The organism is Aquimarina sp. (genome assembly GCF_977115655.1).
Map to the genome: position 1 here is coordinate 1 of NZ_CDSBKO010000033.1, position 23,083 is coordinate 23,083.

12 protein-coding genes are annotated in these 23,083 nt (G+C 33.4%); 5 read left to right on the top strand and 7 right to left on the bottom strand.

All coding sequences use genetic code 11. The features are described 5' to 3' along the window. Nucleotides 1–667: 667 nt before the first annotated feature. The 6 genes from ACZIYX_RS14020 to ACZIYX_RS14045 all read right to left on the bottom strand — a co-directional run bounded on the left by ACZIYX_RS14020 (nucleotide 668) and on the right by ACZIYX_RS14045 (nucleotide 10,865). Nucleotides 668–3,271: a glycosyl hydrolase family 18 protein gene (locus ACZIYX_RS14020; RefSeq protein ID WP_462682876.1), complete on the bottom strand. Its 2,604-nt coding sequence runs from the start codon at nucleotides 3,269–3,271 to the stop codon at nucleotides 668–670. Nucleotides 3,272–3,367: 96 nt separating this feature from the next. Beyond that, nucleotides 3,368–6,037, bottom strand: a complete 2,670-nt coding sequence (locus ACZIYX_RS14025) for a glycoside hydrolase family 19 protein (RefSeq protein ID WP_462682877.1) — start codon at nucleotides 6,035–6,037, stop codon at nucleotides 3,368–3,370. A 314-nt stretch (nucleotides 6,038–6,351) separates the two neighbouring features. Beyond that, complete coding sequence (locus ACZIYX_RS14030; RefSeq protein ID WP_462682878.1) at nucleotides 6,352–7,443, bottom strand: acyltransferase family protein; 1,092 nt, start codon at nucleotides 7,441–7,443, stop codon at nucleotides 6,352–6,354. A gap of 4 nt (nucleotides 7,444–7,447) precedes the next feature. Next, a complete protein-coding gene (locus tag ACZIYX_RS14035; RefSeq protein ID WP_462682879.1) occupies nucleotides 7,448–9,283 on the bottom strand; it encodes a sodium:solute symporter family protein in 1,836 nt (611 codons plus the stop codon). Between the two features lie 5 nt (nucleotides 9,284–9,288). Then, nucleotides 9,289–10,017 carry a LytR/AlgR family response regulator transcription factor gene (locus tag ACZIYX_RS14040; protein ID WP_462682880.1) on the bottom strand — a complete coding sequence of 243 codons (729 nt, stop codon included), beginning with the start codon at nucleotides 10,015–10,017 and terminating at the stop codon, nucleotides 9,289–9,291. Next, nucleotides 10,014–10,865, bottom strand: coding sequence for a sensor histidine kinase (locus tag ACZIYX_RS14045; protein ID WP_462682881.1), 852 nt, complete (start codon nucleotides 10,863–10,865; stop codon nucleotides 10,014–10,016). Before ACZIYX_RS14045 ends, ACZIYX_RS14040 begins: the two co-directional genes overlap by 4 nt. 420 nt (nucleotides 10,866–11,285) lie before the next feature. On the opposite strand from ACZIYX_RS14045, the gene ACZIYX_RS14050 reads away from it, so the two are divergent. The 5 genes from ACZIYX_RS14050 (at nucleotide 11,286) to ACZIYX_RS14070 (ending at nucleotide 21,341) form a co-directional block, all read left to right on the top strand. Then, nucleotides 11,286–14,369: a SusC/RagA family TonB-linked outer membrane protein gene (locus tag ACZIYX_RS14050; protein WP_462682882.1), complete on the top strand. Its 3,084-nt coding sequence runs from the start codon at nucleotides 11,286–11,288 to the stop codon at nucleotides 14,367–14,369. A gap of 4 nt (nucleotides 14,370–14,373) precedes the next feature. Beyond that, nucleotides 14,374–15,954 carry a RagB/SusD family nutrient uptake outer membrane protein gene (locus tag ACZIYX_RS14055; protein WP_462682883.1) on the top strand — a complete coding sequence of 527 codons (1,581 nt, stop codon included), beginning with the start codon at nucleotides 14,374–14,376 and terminating at the stop codon, nucleotides 15,952–15,954. A 135-nt stretch (nucleotides 15,955–16,089) separates the two neighbouring features. Next, complete coding sequence (nagB, locus tag ACZIYX_RS14060; RefSeq protein WP_462682917.1) at nucleotides 16,090–18,003, top strand: glucosamine-6-phosphate deaminase; 1,914 nt, start codon at nucleotides 16,090–16,092, stop codon at nucleotides 18,001–18,003. 162 nt (nucleotides 18,004–18,165) lie between these two features. Then, nucleotides 18,166–19,038, top strand: a complete 873-nt coding sequence (locus tag ACZIYX_RS14065) for a BadF/BadG/BcrA/BcrD ATPase family protein (RefSeq protein ID WP_462682884.1) — start codon at nucleotides 18,166–18,168, stop codon at nucleotides 19,036–19,038. Further along, nucleotides 19,038–21,341, top strand: coding sequence for a family 20 glycosylhydrolase (locus ACZIYX_RS14070; RefSeq protein WP_462682885.1), 2,304 nt, complete (start codon nucleotides 19,038–19,040; stop codon nucleotides 21,339–21,341). The genes ACZIYX_RS14065 and ACZIYX_RS14070 overlap by 1 nt, the downstream gene beginning before the upstream one ends. 352 nt (nucleotides 21,342–21,693) lie before the next feature. On the opposite strand, the gene ACZIYX_RS14075 is transcribed toward ACZIYX_RS14070, so the two are convergent. Then, entirely contained in the window at nucleotides 21,694–22,788 is a 1,095-nt protein-coding gene (locus ACZIYX_RS14075; RefSeq protein WP_462682886.1) for a serine hydrolase domain-containing protein, read from the bottom strand. Nucleotides 22,789–23,083 lie beyond the last annotated feature (295 nt).

Consider the following 23,083-nt stretch of genomic DNA (forward strand, 5'->3'; position numbering starts at 1 on the left):
AACAAAGTAAATCATTATTGAAATTTAAACCCTATACAAACATAGGATGACAAACTGCCAGAATGACTAAATAACCAAAACACAATGCTTTCTGCTTGTCACTCCAGCGTAGGCTGGAATCCATGATGTAAATAAAGGGGTATTTTGCTTTTACAGATATTTAATCCTCAAAAAATATAGCTTAACTTAATGAGATTGATAATCCGGGTATAAAAGAATAAAAAAAGACCGCCTTTTCAGACAGCCTCTTTTCCAAATAAAACAACCATGATTACAGGCTATCCTAAACATAACAAACAAATTAGTTAGTATATCGTTTGGTCTCATCTTCTTTTCTGACCAAATCGATCTATAAGGTATCAAACTGTATTTTTAGGGTATACTATAGTATTGCACCTGTTTATAAAAGATGTTATGCAGCGCACCCAGATATTAATATAACAAAACTGTAAAAATCATTGTTCTGTTTTGGTCATGCATAACTTCATCAAAAATCGTTAACTAAACCTTCACTCTAAGACTACAAAAACCCCTTTATATCTTAAAGCAAAAGCTTAGATACGATTTTATAATCAATAAGTCCGGAGCAACCCTGCAAGATATATTTTTGTAAATACATTTTGTCCTGTAAGGCAGGCTCCGGAAAAATTTAAACCCCAATCAAGGATTAAAGTTTAATTATTTTTTTAGTATGCACTTGTTTGTCTATAACTATTTTATAGATATACATTCCTTTATTAAGACCAGATACATCCTGATTAATAGTGTTAGTCCCACTCTTTATTGCTCTGTTTACAGATAGGTTTTGAAGTTTTTTACCAGAAAAATCGTATAACTCTGCGGTTATTATTGCTGGCTCTGAAGCATTTATTTTAAGTTCTATTTGATCTTTTGCCACTGTTGAAACAACAACAGAACTGTTATTGGAAGCAGTACAATCTGATATATAACCCCAAGCAGAAGAAGCATCAGGTTTTTCTCCTTTAATCCACCATTTTGCGCTATATAACTTGTTTTGATAAGTTACCTTATCCCCTCCGTTATAAGCAACAGATACCGACCATAAAGGTTCTGTACAAGATCCTGTACCTGTACCACCTCCTCCGTTACAATCTCTTACAAACTGCCAAACATCACTACTTCCCGGAGTTTCATTTTGAGTCCACCATTTATTACGATAAACTACTCCTTGATAGCTTACTTCTGTGGTCGAAGAATATACTTTTGCAGAATCCCATTCTTCTACTCCGTCACAACCTCCTCCGGTTTTTTCGACTACTGTAAACGACATTGTTTCCTCAGAAACTAACCCTTGATTATCTGTTGCAACAACTTTTAAGGTAACTGCTCCAAATGCTTGTGGTGTCCAATCTGTAGAATATACATTGGTGTTTGCAACCATTGCCGGAGTTACACTTGTATTATTAATAACAAATTCTACAGAGCTTACCTGTACATCATCTGTTATAGTAGCTTTTATATTTATTGGGGCCAAAGATGTTAACTCAACAGTTCCTTGTGGCGTTATTTGAGTTATCACTGGCGCAGTATTAGCTCCTTTTTCTTTTATAGTAAAAGAAATTGCCTGTTCTGATGTTTCATTTTTATCATCTGTTGCAAACGCAATAATGCTTACTTTTCCGAACGCAGAAGGTAAAAAATTAGCAGTATAATAATCTCCATTCTTTGTTGCCGAAATCTCTGTGTTATTATATTTAAAAACAAAAGAGTTTACGGTGCCATCACTATCTGTAGCTTTTGCTTTTAAGGCTACATTAGTAAAAGATGTCATTTCAATTACTTCTCCAGAAGCGGGGGTTTCCCAGGTAATCACAGGAGAATTATTAATTGGAGTACCATTTCCTGCGGCCTCGTTTATAGCTCTAAGGATACTGGAAGAACTGTTATAATCTGTATCTTGGGTAAGCTCCCAGATAATCAATCCCTGATGTCCGTATTGTTTTGAATATTTAATTTTTTCTGCAGCTAATTTAGGAGTGTTATAGTATAGTTTTTTTCCATTTTCTCCTATAAATCCACGTAGTTTTTTAGAATCTTTGGGATCATAGGTTGTTGCTGCATTAGGAAAATCTTTAAGTATATCTTTGTAAGGCACAAATTTAGCTCCATTACCTCCGTTAGGTTTCTTTTCAGAAAAATCATAACCATATACGGGTACTCCAAATGCTAATTTTGCTTTTGGCACATCAAATCCTCCTGTATGGTTCCAAGCCGGTGGTGCAAATCCCATCCAATACTCCAAAGCGTCTTGTGCAGAATAAATAGGATTATCGGCTGTTTGTCCTGTATAGGTTCCTGGTTCTACTTTATACAAAGAAGAATGTGGTCCCTCTGGTGATTTATCCCAGGATCCTGTAAAATCATAAGACATAAGCCCAAGCCAATCCATATATTCTACCATACCATCATCATAATTATTTCCATACCATGAAGTTCCAAAAACAGCAGCCGTAATCAATTTATTAGGGATTTTTGCTCTTAGTTTTTGGCTTAACTTTCTTAATCCAATACCAGCAGGGTGTGGTCCCTTGTCACTATCTCCCCATTTACTTCCTCTTACTCTTCCTCCTTGATCTGATGTTCCTTTTATAGCAGGATCAGCCCACCAGCATTCCATATCCAAATCAACACCATCCAAGTCATTTTGTGTAACGTAGTTTGCTATTAATGTTGCTATTTCGTCTAGTTTGCTATCATTATTTTGATATTTTGCCATTAACCATAAAAACGCATAATCAGTAGCTCCTCCAAGGGCAACAGAAACTTTTACTCCTTTGGCTTTAGATTTTTGCAAAACCCCCAGATCATTAAGTACAGAATCTACTTTTCTAGCTTGAAACTCATCAAAAGATATAGAAGCAAAATCTGCGCTGTTATAATCGTTATTGTTTTGCTTAAACATCAAAAAAGAAATATTAAGATGTGTAACTACTTCTGGCTTAAAATTATTTTTAATATCATAACCTGCAACCCAAGTAGGCAAGTATCCTATAATACGTTGTTTTCCTGAGTAATCCGGCCCCAGACCTCCGTCTCCACATGCTCCAATAAGTTCCCAAGAACCTGCTCCCGGAGCATCGTTCGTATAATATTTACATCTGTAATTCAAACTATTCAAAGAAACTTCTTGTCCTTGTTTGTAAGGATTATTACTAGCATTCCATTCTGGAAAACAAGCCGGAAAATTATATTGCGCTTGTGCCAACAGTGCACAAAAAAGCATACTAAAAAAGATATAGATTTTTTTCATGATTTGTGTTATTAGTTATTTTTTGGTTTTATAAAAATTCTTATTCAGGGTAGCCAAACTATTGCTTAGCTACCCTGAATAAGTTTTAAAAGAAGTTTATTTTTTTAGGATTTTTTCGTGATAAATAGTATTATCTACTTGAATTTTGAATACGTAAAGTCCATTTTTAAGATGCGATACATCTTGAGGGAATAATTTTTTTGTGTTTTGTTGTAATTCGCTGAAAGTTTGCGAATATATTAATTTACCTGAAAAATCATATAAACTAATTCGTATCCAAGATTTATTTTTTGTGTTTATTGTAACATTTACAATATCTTTTGTTACTGTAGGGAACACAGAGTAATTTTTTGTTTCTGTGTCTGAAAAACTTTTACTGCACGTCCCTGTTTTTGTCCATGCCATTTGCCAATATGATCCGGTACCCGGAGCATACGCCCATGCTGCAGCAGAAGAACACCATCCCGGAATATCACAACTAAATTTTTCTCCTTCATTAACAACTTCGTCGTTTAAACCATAAGAGGTTCCTGCAACGTATTGTTTTACATCTACGCAACTACCGTTTCCTCCACCACTAATCACAGTAATTGAAATTGCTGCAGATAAAGAGGTCATCCCTTTGTTATCTGTTGCTTTGGCCGTTAAAGAATAATCTCCTGCAATACTATTGGTTATAGTATAACTATATGGGGCAGAACTACTTTCTCCTATTTTATTACCGTTATTAAAAAACTCTACTTTAGTAACGGTACCATCATCATCTGAAGCATTTGCTGTTATGCTTATAGAGGTTCCTGCATCAAAAGATGCATTATTGCCCGGAGAGGTTATGGAAACCAACGGAGGTATATTTCCTCCTGTTATTTTTTCTTTTACTGTAAACGAAATTGTTTTTTCTGAAGTTTTATTTTCATTATCTGTAGCGGATGCTATTATAGTTACCTGTCCAAATGCTGTTGGGGTAAAACTGGCAGAATAATCATTTCCTGAAGAAGTGGCTGCTATATCAGTACTATTATAAATAAACTTAAAAGACTGTACACTACCATCTGCATCTGTTGCTTTTGCTTTTAAAGTAATAGCACTAAGTTGGCTTTGTTCGATAACCTGGTTACCAGACGGCGACTCCCAAGTGATTACAGGTGCAGAATTTTCAGAAGCTCCGCAATCTTTAACAAATTCCCAAACGCCATCAATCCCGGGAACATTGCTACTATCTGCATACCATTTGTTTTTATAGACTTTATTTTTGTGTTTTACAAAAGTACCTTTGTCTTTGTATATTCTTGTTTCTTTCCAATCTGCTACTTCTTGGCAGTCTAAACTTGCACCATCCCATACAGTTACTTTAATAGATGAGGTTGCTGTAGTTCCATTTTCAAATTTTGCATTGGTTGTTAAAACATGACTTGCATAGGCTGATGGAGTCCAACTGAATGAAACACCATTAAAAGTTTGATTATCTACAGACGTGGTCACACTAACTAGCTTTGTGTCTTTTTCATCTATGCTCAAAGAAACAGAAATTGGAGAAAATGTTTCTTGCTTAATTAACTCATCATTTTTTGGAGAGGTAAACGTTATTTGAGGTTTTTGAGCGCATGGTTCTGCTGTTAAATCTGCAGAGTCTCCCCCATATTTAGACATATCTTTACAGCCACAATCTGACAGGTCATGAACCCCATCCATATCTGTTCCTATTTTATAAATATCGGTAAATCTTTGGTAGTATCCAATTCTGTCCTGTACTTGAGGTTTTTCTGCTCCTTGCCCGCATTCTACTCCTCCATTAATGATATTCACTGTCATCCCCAATCCAGGCACTCTGTTTTTAGTTTTATCCAATTCGTTTGGCAACCATTTGTTTACCATCACATTATGAGCAGATGGTTTTGGGTATTGCGGTGTCATCCAAAACCATATAGCTGTTTGAAAAGCTAAGGCGGCATCTTCAATTACTTTTTCTGGATTATCCAATAATATTTGTTTATTTCCAAATATAAATTCACTGGCAGGACCATAATTATAGTTATAAGACAATTGTATAGGTCCTCGCCCTTTATATGATTTTCCCGCAGTTGGAGGATAGTTTGTGTCCGGATAAGCATAAGAGGCATCTGTAGGCTCTTCACGAAAGTGCAATCCCCAAGAAAACCTGCCTCCCGGAGCGGTATCCCAACCCCCTGTTGTTTCATGGGATATATTAGCAAAAAAAGCTGCTATTTCTCTTTTTCTGGTTTCTAAATCACCTTCTTCCAAAAAAGATCCATAATCTACCTCTTCTGTCATTATTTCTTTTTCTGCATTTCTTGGTGCATCAAAGTCTACATCTGTTCTTATAACTTTTGATTCTCCCGTAGTCTTATCTATACGAGTAACCCGATATGCATTAGTGCCACATCTTCTATCAAAAATTACTTTGATTTTACTCATTCTATTGATTGCCTCAATAAAAGATTCAAATGTATAAAAATCGTCTTTTGGGTTCAATTCCCAACCATCACCAGTATCTTTAGCACCAAAACGGTAAGGAAACAAAGTGTTCCATAAATCTTTATTTATCAAATCACCAACTTGTATTGGAAGTGCCATTTTGGTAGTATTACCTGAAGGCAAAAAAGTGGTTGTTTCTAAATATGTTTTATTAGAATTAGAATTAGAATAAATTAAATTAATTGTTAAAAATAATACCGAAAATATAGGTAGCCATAATTTCTTACATAAACCCGAATAGGTTTTTGGGGAATAGAGTTTGTGTTTCATCGTTAAGACAATTTTTGTGTGAAGAAATAGTTAGTTCCTTCTAAGGTTATTTTATTTCAAGATATAAAGTACTGTATTTAAGCTCCTTTAAAGAAATAAAATATACGAATAACATTATTTAACGTACAAAAAACCATTTAAACAGGAATAAATGAAAATTAAAATTTACATTTCCTTTATTGATAAAAGTAAAGAATAGTGATCCCATAAAATGGATAATATAACCAAGAGATCCTTATGAGTAAAATATGTTTTGTTTTTGAAGTGTGCCTTGGGGAGTAAAACCTTCAATGAGGGGTTCAATCGTTTATCTTTTATACTTTGACAAATATTTTTCTTTTATATAAAAAACAGGCAAGAACCATATAAAAACCAACAACAACCAATGCATAAAAAAGAGAAGATAATGCCATAGCAATATCTTTATAAACAAAAAAGGTCTCGAACAAAAATTGATGTACTGAAACCTCTGTATCTATTTGGATCAAATAAAAGGATTTTGCGAACATCATGGATGTAAAATAAATAACAATAGCATTAGCTCCTACATATTTAAACAGGTTTCCAAAACTATATCCCTTATCATCCATTAAGTAATGAAATATTACTAAGAACAATGTTGCATACCCAGAAGTAACCAAAACAAAGCTACTACTCCACAGTGCTTTGTTTATAGGGAAAAACATGCTCCACATATAACCTGTAACAATCAAACATATAGCTATTGTTGTTAGCAAAAAAAGCTTTTGTTTTTGTTTGTTTATTAAAATTTCACCAACAAAAACCCCTATCAAAGTTGTTACTATAGATGGCAGAGTACTAAGGATTCCTTCCGGATCATAATCTGGTTGCCATATATGTCCTTTTAGCAATAAATAATCAACATAATTGGCCCAATTATCAGTACCTCTGTCTAATATTGGCAGGTTTCCATTTGGCAACGGAATATATGCCAGCCATATCCAATACCCAAGCAACAAAAATAAGGATACGTAGAGAAGTATTTTTTTATTAAAGTTTAGGTACAGCACAGAAACTATGCAAAAAACAATCCCTATACGCTGTAATACTCCCGGAATACGTATAGATTCTGTTTTAATAAAAGGAAAATATGGTAAAAATGCATTAAGAAATATCCCTAATATTATTAATTTAAAACTACGGATAAAAATCTTTTTATATACCAAAGAATTTGCTTCGCCTTTTTTACTGTTGTACACAAAAGAGATAGATATCCCCACTACAAATAAAAAAAACGGAAACACAAAATCAGCCAGGGTAAGCCCATTCCAACCAGCATGCAATAAGAGTGAATACACATGGTTCCAATCCCCAGGTGTATTCACTAATATCATTAATACTACTGTAAATCCTCTTAAAAAATCAACAGATTGTACTCTTTTCATTATTTTAGGATACCAATTTTTTACCCAACGATCTCCAAACTCTGATTAATAAAAAACCAGAAGTTACGGCGATAAAGGCTGTAAAGGCTGCCATTGAATAATCTCCATAAAGTAAATTACCTACCGTAAACAAGCAAGTATATACCAAGACACATCCTAATAACATTGCCAAAATTCCGGATGGCACTGTCCATTTTCCTCTGTCTTTAATTATTTCAACTCCATCTGCATTAGCTTCATCTATAACTTTTTTCCATCCTGGTCCTCCAGGTTGTATATTTTCGTAAAAAGAACGTAAAGTTTCCTTTGGTTCCGGCTTTGTTAAATAGGTAGTAACCACCCAAACAATCGATGTTATAATTACCATTGCAATAAACCTAAACCAAGAAGGAAAAACACCTGATACTATCTCGCCCGAATCCTGTACATATCCAAATAAAATATCACCAAGCGGTGTAAAAGTAAGAATCAAAGGGATTAGCATAGCAGAAAACATTACAGATATTTCACTCCATGCATTTATACGCCACCAAAACCAACGTAATATATAAACTAAACCTGTTCCTGCCCCAAACATAAGAATGATATCAAAAAGCTGTTTTGCATTGGTTAGAAAAAGTGCAAAAACTGCGCTTGCAACCATAAGAACAACTGTAGTAATTCGCCCAACATTTACCAATTCTTTTTCACTTGCATCCTTTTTAATTTGTTGCTTGTAAAAATCATTTACCACATAAGAAGATCCCCAATTAAGATGTGTAGATAATGTTGACATATATGCTGCTCCCAGTGACGCTAAAACAAGCCCCAACAAACCTGCAGGAAGTTTTGTTAGCATAGCTGAATACGCCAAATCATGACCTAATTTATCAGACTCTATATTAGGAAATGCCTCTTGAATACTTGCAATGTCCGGATACATTATCAAAGATGCCAATGCTACCAATATCCATGGCCATGGTCGTAATGCATAGTGCATAATATTAAAAAAGAATGTTGCTCCAATTGCATGGTTTTCATTTTTAGCGGCAAGCATACGTTGCGCAATGTATCCTCCACCTCCTGGCTCTGCTCCCGGATACCATGAACTCCACCATTGTACTGCCAATGGTATAATTAAAACCCCTATTAATGCTTCGGCATTAGAAAAGTCGGGAAAAAAGGAAAGCTTATCAGATACATTTGGATGTGTAACTAAATTACTTAAGCCTCCTACTTCTGGAAGGTTAACTAAGTAATAAGCTGCACCTATTGCCCCTATAATAGCAACAAAAAAAAGCACAAAATCTGTATAAATAACCCCTCTAAAACCACCTACAGAACTAAAAAAAGTGGTTACTAATCCTCCTATCAAAACAGTTTGTATCGGGGAGAGTCCCAACATTATTTGACCAATTTTAATAGCTGCAAGATTTACAGCTGCCATTGCTATTATATTAAATACCACACCCAGGTATATAGATCTAAAGCCTCTCAAAAAACTTGCTGGTTTTCCACTGTATCTCAATGTATAAAACTCCATATCTGTTGTAACATTTGATTTACGCCACAACTTAGCATATACAAATACAGTTAAAAGCCCTGTTAATAAAAAAGCCCACCAAACCCAGTTACCAGCAACACCATCTTGTCTTACAATATCTGTAACTAAATTTGGTGTATCTGTAGAAAATGTAGTTGCTACCATAGAAAACCCAAGTAGCCACCACGGCATATTACGACCAGACAAAAAATACTCTGCTGTATCCTTTCCAGATCTTTTTGAAACTACAAGCCCTATAATCAATGTAGTTAGAAAAAAAGAAATTATTATTATGTAATCCAATGTTGTTAGAATCATTATTTTTATTTTAGTAAGTTTGATTTGTTTTTTAATATTCGTTGTTTGGCATGTGCTGCATAATTTCTTCCTATAGGAATCCTTTTTTCACCAACTTCTACCAGATTACCTTCTATAGATTTTACTTTATCTATTGCTATGGTATAAGATTTATGGATTCTTATAAAACTTTCTGATGGCAGTTCTTCGCTTATACTAGTCAGAGACTTGTGTGATAGAAATGTCCCTTCCAGAGTACTTACCCTTATATAATCTTTTAAGCTTTCAATAAAAAGGATATCACTAAGGAGGATTTTTACTAGTTTTTTATCTACTTTCAAAAACACATGGGCAGGTTGCTGTATTATATCAACAGATAATTCATTCTTTTTTATAGAAATGAGTCTTGCGGTTAATTTGTTTATAGATTTCAAAAACCTGTTAAAAGAAATAGGTTTTACCAAGTAGTCAAGAACTTCTAACTCATAGCTCTCTAATGCATACTCTTTGTATGCTGTAGTAATTATAGCTTGAGGGTGATAGTTCAGGCTTTTCAAAAATTCTAATCCGTTCATTCTTGGAAGATTTATATCCAGGAACACAGCATCTATATCTCCTCTTTCTAATATGGACAAAGCCTCTATTGGATCTTTAAAAGTATCCACTACTTGAATATTTTTAAATTCTTGTAAAAAAGATTCTATAACCTCAACTGCCAGAGGCTCATCATCAATTATTATACATTTAATATTCATGATAGAGGAATTTTAAGCAAAACCAGGTATTCATTATTTTTCTGCGTTATGTTAAGTGTAAAGTTTTTAGGATAAAGAATTTGTAACCTTCTTTTTACGTTCTTTATTCCTATTCCGTCTGTTTTTGTTAGTTTAGGTTCTTCTTCATAGTTATTTTTAGACATAAATATTAATTCGTTTTGAAACTTTTCAAAAGAAATCGATAATTTCATTCGATCCGTATTTTTTAACCCATGTTTAAAAGCATTCTCTATAAACGGTAAAAATAGCATAGGAACTACTTTTACATCATCTATATTTCCATTTATATCGATAATAGATGTAACTCTGTCTCCATATCTCATTTTTTCAAGTTCAATATAATTATCAATATGATCAATTTCTTGTAACAACGGGAGTTTTTTCTTACTTGTATCATATATAACATATCTCATAAAATTAGATAATTTTAATACCATATAAGGAGCAAGATCTGATTTTTTTATAGTAAGTGCATATAATCCATTAAGAGTATTAAAAAAGAAATGCGGCTGTATCTGTGCTTTTAAGTATTTTAATTCTGTCTTGTACTGTAACTCACTCAAATATCTATTCTTTTTTTGTACAACCAAAAAATCTACAGTAAATTTTATTGCTGAGGTCAATCCAATCACATACAACTCTCCTATTGCTACTGCTACTACATGGTTAAACCCAAAAGGAGCTAACCTGCCTTCTACTTCTGGCCAAATATCTTCTGTTACCAATAAAAGATTAAGTCCTGACCTTAATATATAATGCATTCCTAAACCTAAGGATAAAAAAAACACATAATACACATATTTCTTTTTAAATATAAATTTAGGCACCAAATAATATATATTAAAGTAAACCAAAATTATATGCAGGGGAAATTCTACCAAATTAGATTTTAACGAATATAAATAATCATTAAAATAACTTCCCCATCGAATAACGTTAAATAAGAAATAAAAAATCCAAAAATACAAGTGATATTTTCGTTTGATAGTCTTTTGCACTTCCTTGTCCCCTTTCTATAAAATATAATTAAATAATATTGTTCAAGATTATGTTTTTAACAAAAAATTTTGAAAAATGTAAGGCTATTTATAGAGAAAAACAAAAAAAATAAGAATATCTATTTTTCAAAAAACTGTCATCTATAAATGCATGTCGATTATTATATAAACCATGTCGTTTGTCTAAAAAAAATTTTGTTAAAAATTTAAAATATTACTTTGACTCATTCAAAAAAACTACATTTTAATATGAAACAAAAAATTTTAACTCTAATCACTTTATTATTTTTTTCTTATCTGAGTTTTGGACAGGGAACCCAAATCACAGGTACAGTAAAAGGAGCTTCAGATGGCGTGCCATTACCTGGAGTAAACATTTTAGTAAAAGGAACCTCTAATGGAGTGCAAACAGATTTTGACGGGAATTATGCAATTGATGCATCTACGGGTGACGTAATTGTTTTTTCTTATCTAGGAATGGTTCCCAAAGAAATAACTGTAGGTAGTGATACCGTAATTAATGTTCAATTAGAAGAGGATACCGAACAATTAGAAGATGTTATTGTTACTGCTTTAGGTATTTCAAAAGCAAAAAAATCTCTTACTTATGCTGCTCAAGAACTAGGTGGTGAAGAACTAAATAGTATCAAACAAACCAACCCTATTAATAGTCTTTCTGGTAAAGTATCTGGACTTACCATTTCGAGAAGTTCATCGGGACTTGGTGGAGCTACAAAAGTAGTTTTAAGAGGTAATTCATCTACTACCAACAATGACCCTCTATATGTTATCGATGGCGTACCTATGTTAAATAATGGTAATGGTCAAAACGGAGAAACTCCCGGAGGAGATATTTTTGGTAGCCAAACAGGTAACAGAGATGGTGGAGACGCTTTATCTCTAATCAACCCAGATGATATTGATAGTATGACCATATTAAAAGGAGCTTCTGCAGCTGCATTATATGGTAGTCAAGGAGCAAATGGGGTAATTTTAATTACTACAAAAAAAGGTAAAGATGGTCAACTATCGGTTAATTACAATTCAAGTATAACAATTGATAATGTTATGTCTCTACCAAAATTACAAACTGAATATCAATCTACCTCTGTAGGACAACCTATTGCAATAAACGGTAGAGTTGCTGATGCAAAAACATGGGGAGCAAAAACCAGCGGTTTATCCAATACTGTGGATGATTTTTTTGAAACAGGATATACTTCTATCCAATCTTTATCATTATCTTCAGGTAATCAAAAAACGCAGACATATTTTTCTTATGCCAATACAGTTGCTGGAGGGGTAATACCAGACAACAAAATGGTAAGAAATAATATAACACTTAGAGAAACTGCTAAGTTTTTGAATGATAAAATTAGTGTTTCTGGAAGTATTACTTTATCTGATCAAAGAATTTGGAACAGACCTACAAATGGTTTGTACTCAAATCCATTAACTGGTTTATATTTAAACCCAGTAGGAATTGATTTGAATATCTATAAAGATAAGTTTGAATATTTTAATGCAGAGTTGAATATGATGGATCAATTTGCGTCATCATTTGATGAAAACATTCAACAAAACCCATACTGGTTAATTAACAGAAACTTAAGGAAAGATATTGCTCAGAGAGTTCTTGCAAACGTAAATATAAAATATCAAATTACTGAAGAATTCTCTTTACAATCCAGAGGAAGTTTTGACAAGTCGTTTTTTACTTTTGACCAAAGAATATATGGTGGAAGTGACCCAAATTTTGCTTCTGCAACAGGAAGATATATTTTAGAAAAAACCGAAAACACTCAACAATATATCGATTTGATTGGTACATATAACAAGCAATTATCAGAAGACTTTACATTCACAGGGATTTTAGGAACAAGTTTAACAAAATATACAACAGGAGATCAGATTTTATTGGATTCTGGAAAAAACCCAGGGTTGAAATATCCAAATGTATTTACTATTGCCAATTTTTCGGACACTAATAATATTCAACAAAATGTTGCTAACAGGGAAGTGCAATCTGTATTTGGATCTATGAATATAGGATTTAAAGAGATGTTATTTTTGGATGTAACTGGAAGATCTGATTGGTCATCTACATTAGCCTTTACAGATACTAATTCCTTCTTTTATCCTTCTGTTGGATTAACAGGTGTTGTTTCTGAAATGGTTGAATTTCCAGAATTTATTTCTTTTGGAAAAATAAGAACCTCTTATGCTGTGGTTGGTAAAGATATTCCTGCGTATGCTTCGAATCAATTAGAACCCATTGAACTAGGAACTGGAAATGCTAGTGTCCCAAGGTTTGACGTTATAGAAGGCGAAACACTTAAGCCTGAAGAACAAAAATCATTTGAAATTGGTACAGAGTGGAGATTTTTACAAAATAGATTAGGATTTGATTTTACCTATTACAATACAACTACTTCAAATCAAATATTCTTTATAGCTGCAGAACCAAATATTTCTGGATTAACTCGAAATATTGTTAATGCAGGTGAAATATCTAATAAAGGAATTGAACTTACTTTAAATGCAAAGCCAATTGTAACAGATAATTTTACATGGAATACCTTGATAAACTTTGCAACCAATAAAAACAAAGTAATATCTGTTCACCCATCACTTAATAATGGGGAAGCAATAATAACAGCTTCTGGTGTTAATGGCTATGGATATTCACTAATAGAAGGCGAAGATTTTGGTAGTATTAGAGCGAGTACCTTGATAAGAAATGAAAACGGAACACCAATAGTTACAGCAGGTGATTTAACATTACAAAGCACTGGTAAAGAAAATACTGTTGCCCATGCACAACCTGATTATACATTAGGATGGAATAACACTTTTGATTACAAAGATTTCTCCTTAAATATTTTGGTTGATGCCAAAGTAGGAGGAGATGTTCTAAGTGTTACAGAAGCGGTTAACGACAAATATGGGGTTTCTCAGTCCTCAGCTGATGCAAGAAATACTAATGGAGGTATGATTGATGTTGTAGACACCAATGGTAATCCTGCACAGATTTCTGCTCAGGCTTATTACAATGCAGTTGGAGGAAGAGATGGTATATTAGGAGAGTATGTATATAGTGCAACTAATATTAATGTAAGAGAAGTGTCTTTAGGGTATAATCTTGATATTGAAAATAGTTTTATTGAAAACGTCAAACTATCTCTAATTGCAAATAATCTTTTCTTTATTTATAAAGACGCTCCATTTGACCCGAATATCGCATCAAGTACCGGTATTGGTTTACAGGGTGTAGATATTTATGGACAGCCCTCTACTAGAAGTATTGGATTAAACATTAATGTAAAATTCTAAGAAAATGAACAAGATTTTAAAATATATCATAGCCTCCATCATAATTGTGAGCTACACAGGCTGTACAGATGACTTTGAGAAAATTAATACAGATCCCAATTCTATACCAGAAAGAAGCCTAGAACAAATGAATAATGATATTGGCGCACCTTTTACACCAATGTTTTTAAATGTTATAAATATTACCCCAGCATGGAATTATCAATTACAACAGGGATTGATGGGTGATGTATATTCTGGGTATATGACACCGCCAACCCCATTTGCAGGAAATATTAATAACATGACCTACTCTTTAGTAGATGGTTGGAATGAATTTCCTTGGAACGATGCCTATAACAATGTAATGCCATTTGCATTAAAAATTAAAACAATTGTTAATGAGAGAAGTACCCCTCCAACTGAGTTTATTCATTTAGCAAATATTATTAAAGTTTCTGCAATGCATCGTGTGAGCGATATTTACGGACCTATTAGATACACTAAGTTTGACGATTTTGCAACAACAGGTCAATATGATTCTCAGGAGCTGGCATATAATACCTTTTTTAATGATTTAAAAACAGCAATAGATGGTTTAAAAGAACTTGAAAGCTCTCTACTATTTAAGCCTTTTGATTTATCACTTTATAAAGGTGACATTTCTAAATGGAGAAAATATGCAAATTCATTACGGCTTCGCTTGGCTATGCGTGTAGTAAAAGTAGATCCTGTTTTAGCAAGAACTCAAGGAGAATTAGCATTAGCTAGTGACGCAGGATTATTGGAGTCTAACTCTGATGATATGAAAATCAATGGTGGTTTCCCTAATCCAATCTTTGAAATTAGTAGTTCATGGGGAGATATTCGTATGAGTGCTGAAATGGAATCCATTTTAGAAGGATATAACGATGGCCGTAAAAAGACATATTTCGAACCCGCAAAAGATAAAGCTTTAAATGGTGCGTATAAAGGGATTAGAATGGGTATTGATATTACTGCTAAAACACAATACGAACCGCATTCTGCTATTGGTAAAGTGGTATCACAAGGAACTGTACAATGGATGAGTGCTGCAGAAGTATGGTTTTTAAAAGCAGAAGCTGCTCTTAGAGGTTGGACAGGAGCTGGTAATGCCAAAGAACATTATGAAAAAGGGATAAAAACTTCGTTCTCTCAACATAATATTGATGGTTCAGCTGCCTACTTAGTAGATAACACGAGTACCCCTAAGGACTATGTAGATGCTATAAACCCTGCTAACAATATTGCATATCCAAGTGATGTTAAAATTGCTTACAACGCAGCTGGAACAAACGAAGAACAGTTAGAACAAATAATCACACAAAAATGGATAGCAATGTTCCCAGAAGGACAAGAAGCCTGGAGTGAGTTTAGACGTACTGGATACCCCAGAATATTTCCTGTTGTAATAAACAATAGCGGAGGGAAAATTGATACCAATATACAAATTAGAAGAATCAATTTTACTACTGGTGAAAAAAATACCAATACTGCTAATGTTCAAAAAGCAATCACACTTCTTGGAGGCCTTGATAACGGAGGTACCCGACTATGGTGGGATATTCCCGGAGGGAATTTTTAATCCAAAAAACAGAGAATTGAGTTAGCCAATACAATTTTGAAAGAGATGGATAGATTACAAATATCTAATCCATCTCTTTTCAACCAAAGCCTTGAAATAATAGAAACAATTAAAAACTATCAAACTCTTGAGAAAATGATTCAGGAAATTGAATATAAACAGGTAGGACAATTTGAAAAATCGAAGTTTGAGAAAATTCATAACGAAATATTTCCTGACTCATCGATAGCATCAAAACTTGTTGCTAATGAAATAGCAACCCTAATCAAACAAAAACAACAAGAAGGAAACCCATGCGTGCTAGGATTAGCAACAGGCTCCTCTCCTATAAAAGTATATGAAGAACTTGTAAGTTTACATAAGGCTGGAGAATTAAGTTTTAGCAATGTAGTAACCTTTAATCTGGATGAATATTATCCTATGGATATTGAACACCAGCAGAGTTATTATCACTTTATGCATCAACATTTATTTGATCATATAGATATTAATCCAGAAAATATAAATATTCCTGATGGCACTGTTCCTATTGAAGAAATGGATCAATATTGTATTGATTATGAAATGAAAATCAAGCAATATGGAGGCATTGATTTTCAACTTCTGGGAATTGGAAGAACAGGGCACATTGGTTTTAATGAGCCCGGATCTCACCCAAACTCTGGTACCCGAATCATAACATTAGATCATGTAACAAGATCTGATGCTTCTTCTGATTTTAATGGTATGGAAAATGTTCCTAAAAAAGCAGTGACTATGGGAATTAGCACCATCATGAAATCCAGAAGGGTATTGTTACTGGCATGGGGGCACAAAAAGGCTACGGTAGTTAAGCTAACAATTGAAGGACAAATTACGCCTAATATACCTGCTTCTTTTTTACAGCAACATAAAAATACTACTATAATACTGGATGATGAAGCTGCCTCAGAACTTACCCGTATAAAAACCCCTTGGCTGGTAGATCAATGTATATGGAAAGAGCAATTAAAATTTAAAGCTGTTACCTGGTTAAGTCAGGAAATAAACAAGCCTATTTTAAAACTTACCGATAAAGATTATAACGATAATGGAATGTCCAGCTTGCTAGCTGTTGAAGGATCCTCTTATGATCTGAATATCAAAATTTTTAATAAACTGCAACACACTATTACTGGTTGGCCTGGTGGCAAACCAAATGCAGATGATACCAACCGACCTGAAAGAGCTGAACCTGCCAAAAAAAGAGTACTGATTTTTAGTCCGCACCCAGATGATGATGTAATATCCATGGGAGGTACTTTTTTAAGATTGATCGATCAGGGTCACGATGTACACGTAGTTTACCAAACTTCAGGAAACATTGCCGTTACAGATGATGAGGCTTTAAAATTTGCCGAAGTAGCAAAAAGTTTTCAATCTGGTCAAGAAGGATCGTTTGATAAAGTAATTGCTTTTCTTAAATCTAAAAACCAAGGAGATATTGATATCCCGGAAGTACGGTCTATTAAAGGTTTAATAAGAAGAATGGAGTCTTTGGGAGCTACCAGATATTTTGGCTTATCAGATGATAAAGTACATTTTTTAGATCTTCCTTTTTATGAAACTGGTAAAATAAAGAAAAACCCTCTTGGGAAAGAAGATGTAAAAATTACCGAAGATATTATTAGCCAAATAAAACCCCATCAAATATATGCTGCAGGAGATTTGGCTGATCCTCATGGAACTCATAAAGTTTGTTTGGACGCTATCTTTGCCGCCATAGAAAACCAAAAAAACAATACTTACATGAAAGATTGCTGGGTATGGCTTTATAGAGGTGCCTGGCAAGAATGGGACGTATCAGAAATCGAAATGGCAGTACCGTTAAGTCCTCTAGAAGTAAGTAAAAAAACCAATGCGATCCTATACCATCAATCCCAAAAAGACAGGGTTATGTTTCAAGGTGAAGATTCCAGAGAGTTTTGGTTAAGAGCCAGAGAAAGAAACAGAAATACAGCAGAGTTGTACGATAAGCTTGGACTTGCAGATTATGAAGCAATAGAAGCCTTTAAAAGATACATTTTTTAAAACAAATATGTTTTTGTTTGTTATGTAGAGTTGTCCTCAAAAAAATCCTCCCTCAATTCTATCTTAATTGAGGGAAGGATTCTTTTTTAAGAACTTTTTTTTCTATAAACACTTTAAAACAAAAGTTTCTTCAATATAAAAAAAATTAATAAACGATAGCTAATGATATTATTTGCAGATAGCGGTTCTACCAAATGTGATTGGGTTTTGGTTACAGAAAAAGGACAACCCATTTATAAAACGAAAACAGATGGTATAAACCCTATTTTACTTTCTGATAATGCTATCCAAAATATTGTGCAAAAAACAGATATAATACTGCAAAAAGCACCCTTAATAAGTGAAGTGTATTTTTATGGTGCAGGATGTGGGGAAACAGAAACCAAAAAAAGACTACACATAGTATTGCAAACAATATTTAAAGACGCAAAACTCATTGCTGTTGAAGAAGACATAATAGGAGCTGTAAAAGCTACGACCGAAAAACCCGGTATAGTTTGTATTCTGGGAACCGGCACAAATTGTTGTTATTTTGATGGTGAAAAAGTGGATCAAAAATTCCCTGCTCTGGGATATCTGTTAGCAGATGAAGGAAGTGGTAATTATTTTGGAAAAATACTACTTAAAGATTATTTTTTGGGCAAAATGCCTATAGATTTGGCAATCTCATTTAAAAGCGACTACAAAATAGAACTGGATCATCTTTTGGACAAATTGTACAGTATTGATAACCCCAGTAAATATTTAGCGTGTTTTGCTCAATTCCTCTTCAAAAATCGAAGAAATGAATACATCGAAGATATTCTACATAAAGGTATCTTAAAATTTATAAATACATATATTTTTCAATATAAAGAAGAAGTATCTAAATACCCTATACACTTTGTTGGTTCTGTAGCCTATTACTCTCAGGACATCATAAAAAAATTGTTAAATGACAGAGGATACCGGGTAAAAAGTTTTGTAAAAAAACCAATAGATCATATAGTAGATCGTACCATCAAGTATAGAACTCTTCAAAAACTAAGTCAGTAATGAATTTACGAATTATTCCAATATTTTTCTTGATTTTTATAACCTGTAAAAGTCCTGAAAACACTTCCTTATTAATAGATAAATCTCTTCATATTACTCCTAAACCACTTAGAGTAAGTAAAAAAACCGGGGGATTTGAAATCAATAAAAGCACTTCGTTTACTTATACAGACGAATCTTCTAAAACTATTGCTGCTTTTTTTGCAGAAAAAATAAAAGCTCATACAGGTCATTCTTTTACTATAAATGCCTATAAAAATGACAAGAATAGTATTCAATTAATTAAAAACACTTCTCTTGCCTTAAATAAGGAAGAGTACCGCCTGTCAATATCTAATGAAGATGTAAAAATAATTGCTGCTACAGATCGAGGGTTGTTTTATGGAATGCAAACGTTTATACAACTTTTACCTGTGTATTCTGGCAACGAATCCCAAATGCAATTACCTGTTCAAATTAAGGCTTTGGATATAGAAGATACTCCAAGATTTGGTTGGCGGGGAATGCACCTGGATGTTTCCAGACACTTTTTTTCTATTGATTTTATAAAAAAACAATTAGATATATTGTCTCTTTTTAAAATCAATAAATTTCACTGGCACTTAACCGATGATCAAGGTTGGAGAATAGAGATAAAAAAATATCCCAAGCTTACTTCGGTTGGCTCTATACGAAAAAATGACGATGGATCTGTACATCAGGGATATTATACACAAGAAGAAATAAAAGAAGTTGTACAATATGCAAAGGATCGTTTTATAGATGTGGTGCCTGAGTTTGATACTCCTGGTCATGCAGCTGCTATTTTGGCATCCTATCCAGAACTTTCTTGTAAAGAAAAAAAATATGAGGTAAGAAATTTATGGGGGGTAGAATCCAGTATATTATGTGCCGCAAAAGAAGAAACATATACCTTTATTGAAGACGTTATTGCAGAAATGACAGCCCTTTTTCCTTATGAATATTACCACATGGGAGGGGATGAAGTCCCTAAAGACCAATGGAAAAACTCTGTAGAATGTCAGGAACTAATAAAAAGGGAAGCCTTAAAAGATGAAAAAGGGCTTCAAAGCTATTTTATGGCCCGGGTAGAAAAAATCCTGTCAAAATACCAAAAAAAGATGATTGGTTGGGATGAGATTTTAGAAGGAGGCATCACCCCTACTACAAGTATTATGTCCTGGCAAGGAGAAGAAGGAGGTATTAATGCTGCCAATAAAGGTCATGATGTTATTATGAACCCCTCGCAGTATTGCTACTTTAACTTTTACCAAGGGGATCCAAAAGTAGAACCATTAGCTTTTGGAGGGTATATTCCTTTAGAAAAAATATATATGTATGACCCTGTTCCTAAAGAAATTGAAGAAAATAAGAAAAAACATATTCTTGGGGCTCAAGGAAATATATGGACAGAATACACCTATACAGAAGAAACTATCGAATATTTATTATACCCTCGTATTATAGCTTTGGCCGAAACTACCTGGACAACAACAGAGAATAAAAATTTTAATGATTTTTTAAACAGATTAAACGATGTTTATACGGTACTGGATTACCATACTGCTAATTATCACATACCGCTTCCGGAAGGGCCTACCGCTAACAGAATAGTATTTACAGATAGTATTACCGTACCTTTTTCTACAACTCATCCTGTAAAAATGGTATATACTACAGATGGAACAAATCCAACTATTACGAGCACCGTATACGAAACCCCTTTACGTTTTACAGAAACCACAGATTTACGAATAGCCTCTGTTTTGCAAAATGGTAAAATGAGCAGTATTAGAAACCTAATGGTTACTAAAGAAAAGCTTGTTCCTTCTGCTTCTACAAAAAGACTTTCTGCCGGATTGGTTTCAAAAGAAATCAAAGGATATTTTAATAGTATTGATGATATTCCAACCAATGCTATAACCAATACTGCTACTATTAAAGCTATCGAAGATTCTAATACTACTTATCACTGGGGGCACGAGGTAAAAGAAGATAATTTTAAAGCGGTTATTCTAAATGGTTATGTAGAAATCCCAGAGGATGGTGTATACTATTTTTCCAGCCGCCAAGATCAGGTATGGATAGCAGATCACTTAATTATTGATTATAAAGACGCGTTAAAAAAACACCCAAAAGAAAACTCAATAGCCTTACAAAAAGGAAAGCATAAACTTAAAATTATATACTTAAATAATATTGCAAAAGGTTGGGCTACCGATTGGAATACTGTTGAACTAAAATACAGAAAAGCTTCTGAGGTAGATTACCATACGGTAGATAAAGACATGATTTTTTATTAATCCCCCTAATGTGTATGTTAGGGACTCTGGCTTGGAAACTTTATTATTTTGAATTATCTGTTATTTCAGGTTTTCAAAAATAGAATTATGTGTGAAAATAGTTTTTGATTGTTAAAATCCCCCTGCACGAATAGAAGCACAAGTGCAGAGGGATTTTTGGTATGTATAAGGAGCAAAAACTATTTTTATTTTTTTTGAGCCTCTTCAATGTTCTGCTAATTTCAACAACCCGCTTAGTATAACACCATTTTAACTTTGAAACATAGACAGAAAATAAAATTTTATTGTGGTAAATTCTAAAGCTAAAATAGTATAACCGGAATACGTAAAGTATAATTATTTTTTTGTTTTGTTATTGATTTGTTTCAAATGATGGTAAAAATATATCTTTCATTATCGCAAAAGGCAATTTATCTTCTTCTGAATTGTATGCTCCTCCTGTAAAAACAGCTACTGCATCTAGCTCTGGAAAAACCATGATGTATTGTCCCCCGTTTCCTGTTGCTGTTTTGGCGGTCATCTTTTTTTTATTTACCATAAACGGAATATCCCACCACAAATAGCCATAATCAATTCCTGTAATTTTTGTTTTTGGCGTGGTGGATTCTTCTATCCATTTTTGAGATACAACTTGTTTTTCTTTCCATTTTCCTTTGTCAAGTACTAATTGGCCTATTTTGGCCATATCCCGGGGGGTCATATAAAGCCTTTTACCTGATGGTATAACTTTTTTATTAGAGGTATGTCCCCAACTTATATTAACAATCCCCAGTGGATCGAACAGATGCTGTTCTGCAAATTTATCGATCGTCATTCCTGAGGCTCTACTTATTATTTCTGCTATTAAAACTACGCCCATAGAGCAATAGTTTGAGACTGCTCCGGGTTCATTTACCATTGGCAGATCCAACGTATACTGAAGCCAGTCTTTTTTTCTATATACTTTATCTTCTTGCCCTTTTGATGTTTTGTCCCAATCATTACAATCAAATCCACCAGACATTGTTAATAAGTCTTTGATTGTAATTTTTTCTTTTCTTTTGTCCGGATTTTTTTGGGGGACCAGGGGGTTAAGATATTTTGATATTGGGTCGTTGATATTATCTATAAATCCTTTATCGATTGCAATCCCCATTAAAATTGATCTTATGCTTTTTGTAGCAGAACGAAGATCTTGTTGCTGATCTACAGAGTATCCGTTAAAGTATTCTTCGATAATAATTTGATTGTTTTTTATCCATAAAGCACTATGGATTTTATTTTTCCCATTCTGTATTTGGTTAAACAATTGATATATGCGCGTTGTGTCAACCTTTTGCGATTTTAAATTGTTGGTTCCCCAACCATCTGCAAGTATTTTTGGTTGCGAATAGAAATATGTATTTTGTGCGTAGCAAAATGTGCTTATAAATACTATAGCAATTGCTAAAACTGTTGTGTTTTTCATAATATATATTAATGAGCTTTATACAGCAAAAAAGCGCCCTTTTATAAAACTTTATCTTTTTAAACATAGTACAGCGATATATATTGTTTTTTGCTATTTTACCCTCAACAAATTAGCTTGCTCCTTGTTTTGGGTATTAAACAAGTCTATGGTATATTATGAGTACCTGCTTATTCTGCATACACAATACATATTCTTAAAATTATTTTTTGTTGACAAATTAATTTTATTGTATATAATTTATTCCTCCTCCAGCTCTTTACCCATACTATACAGGTTGATATATTGGACAATC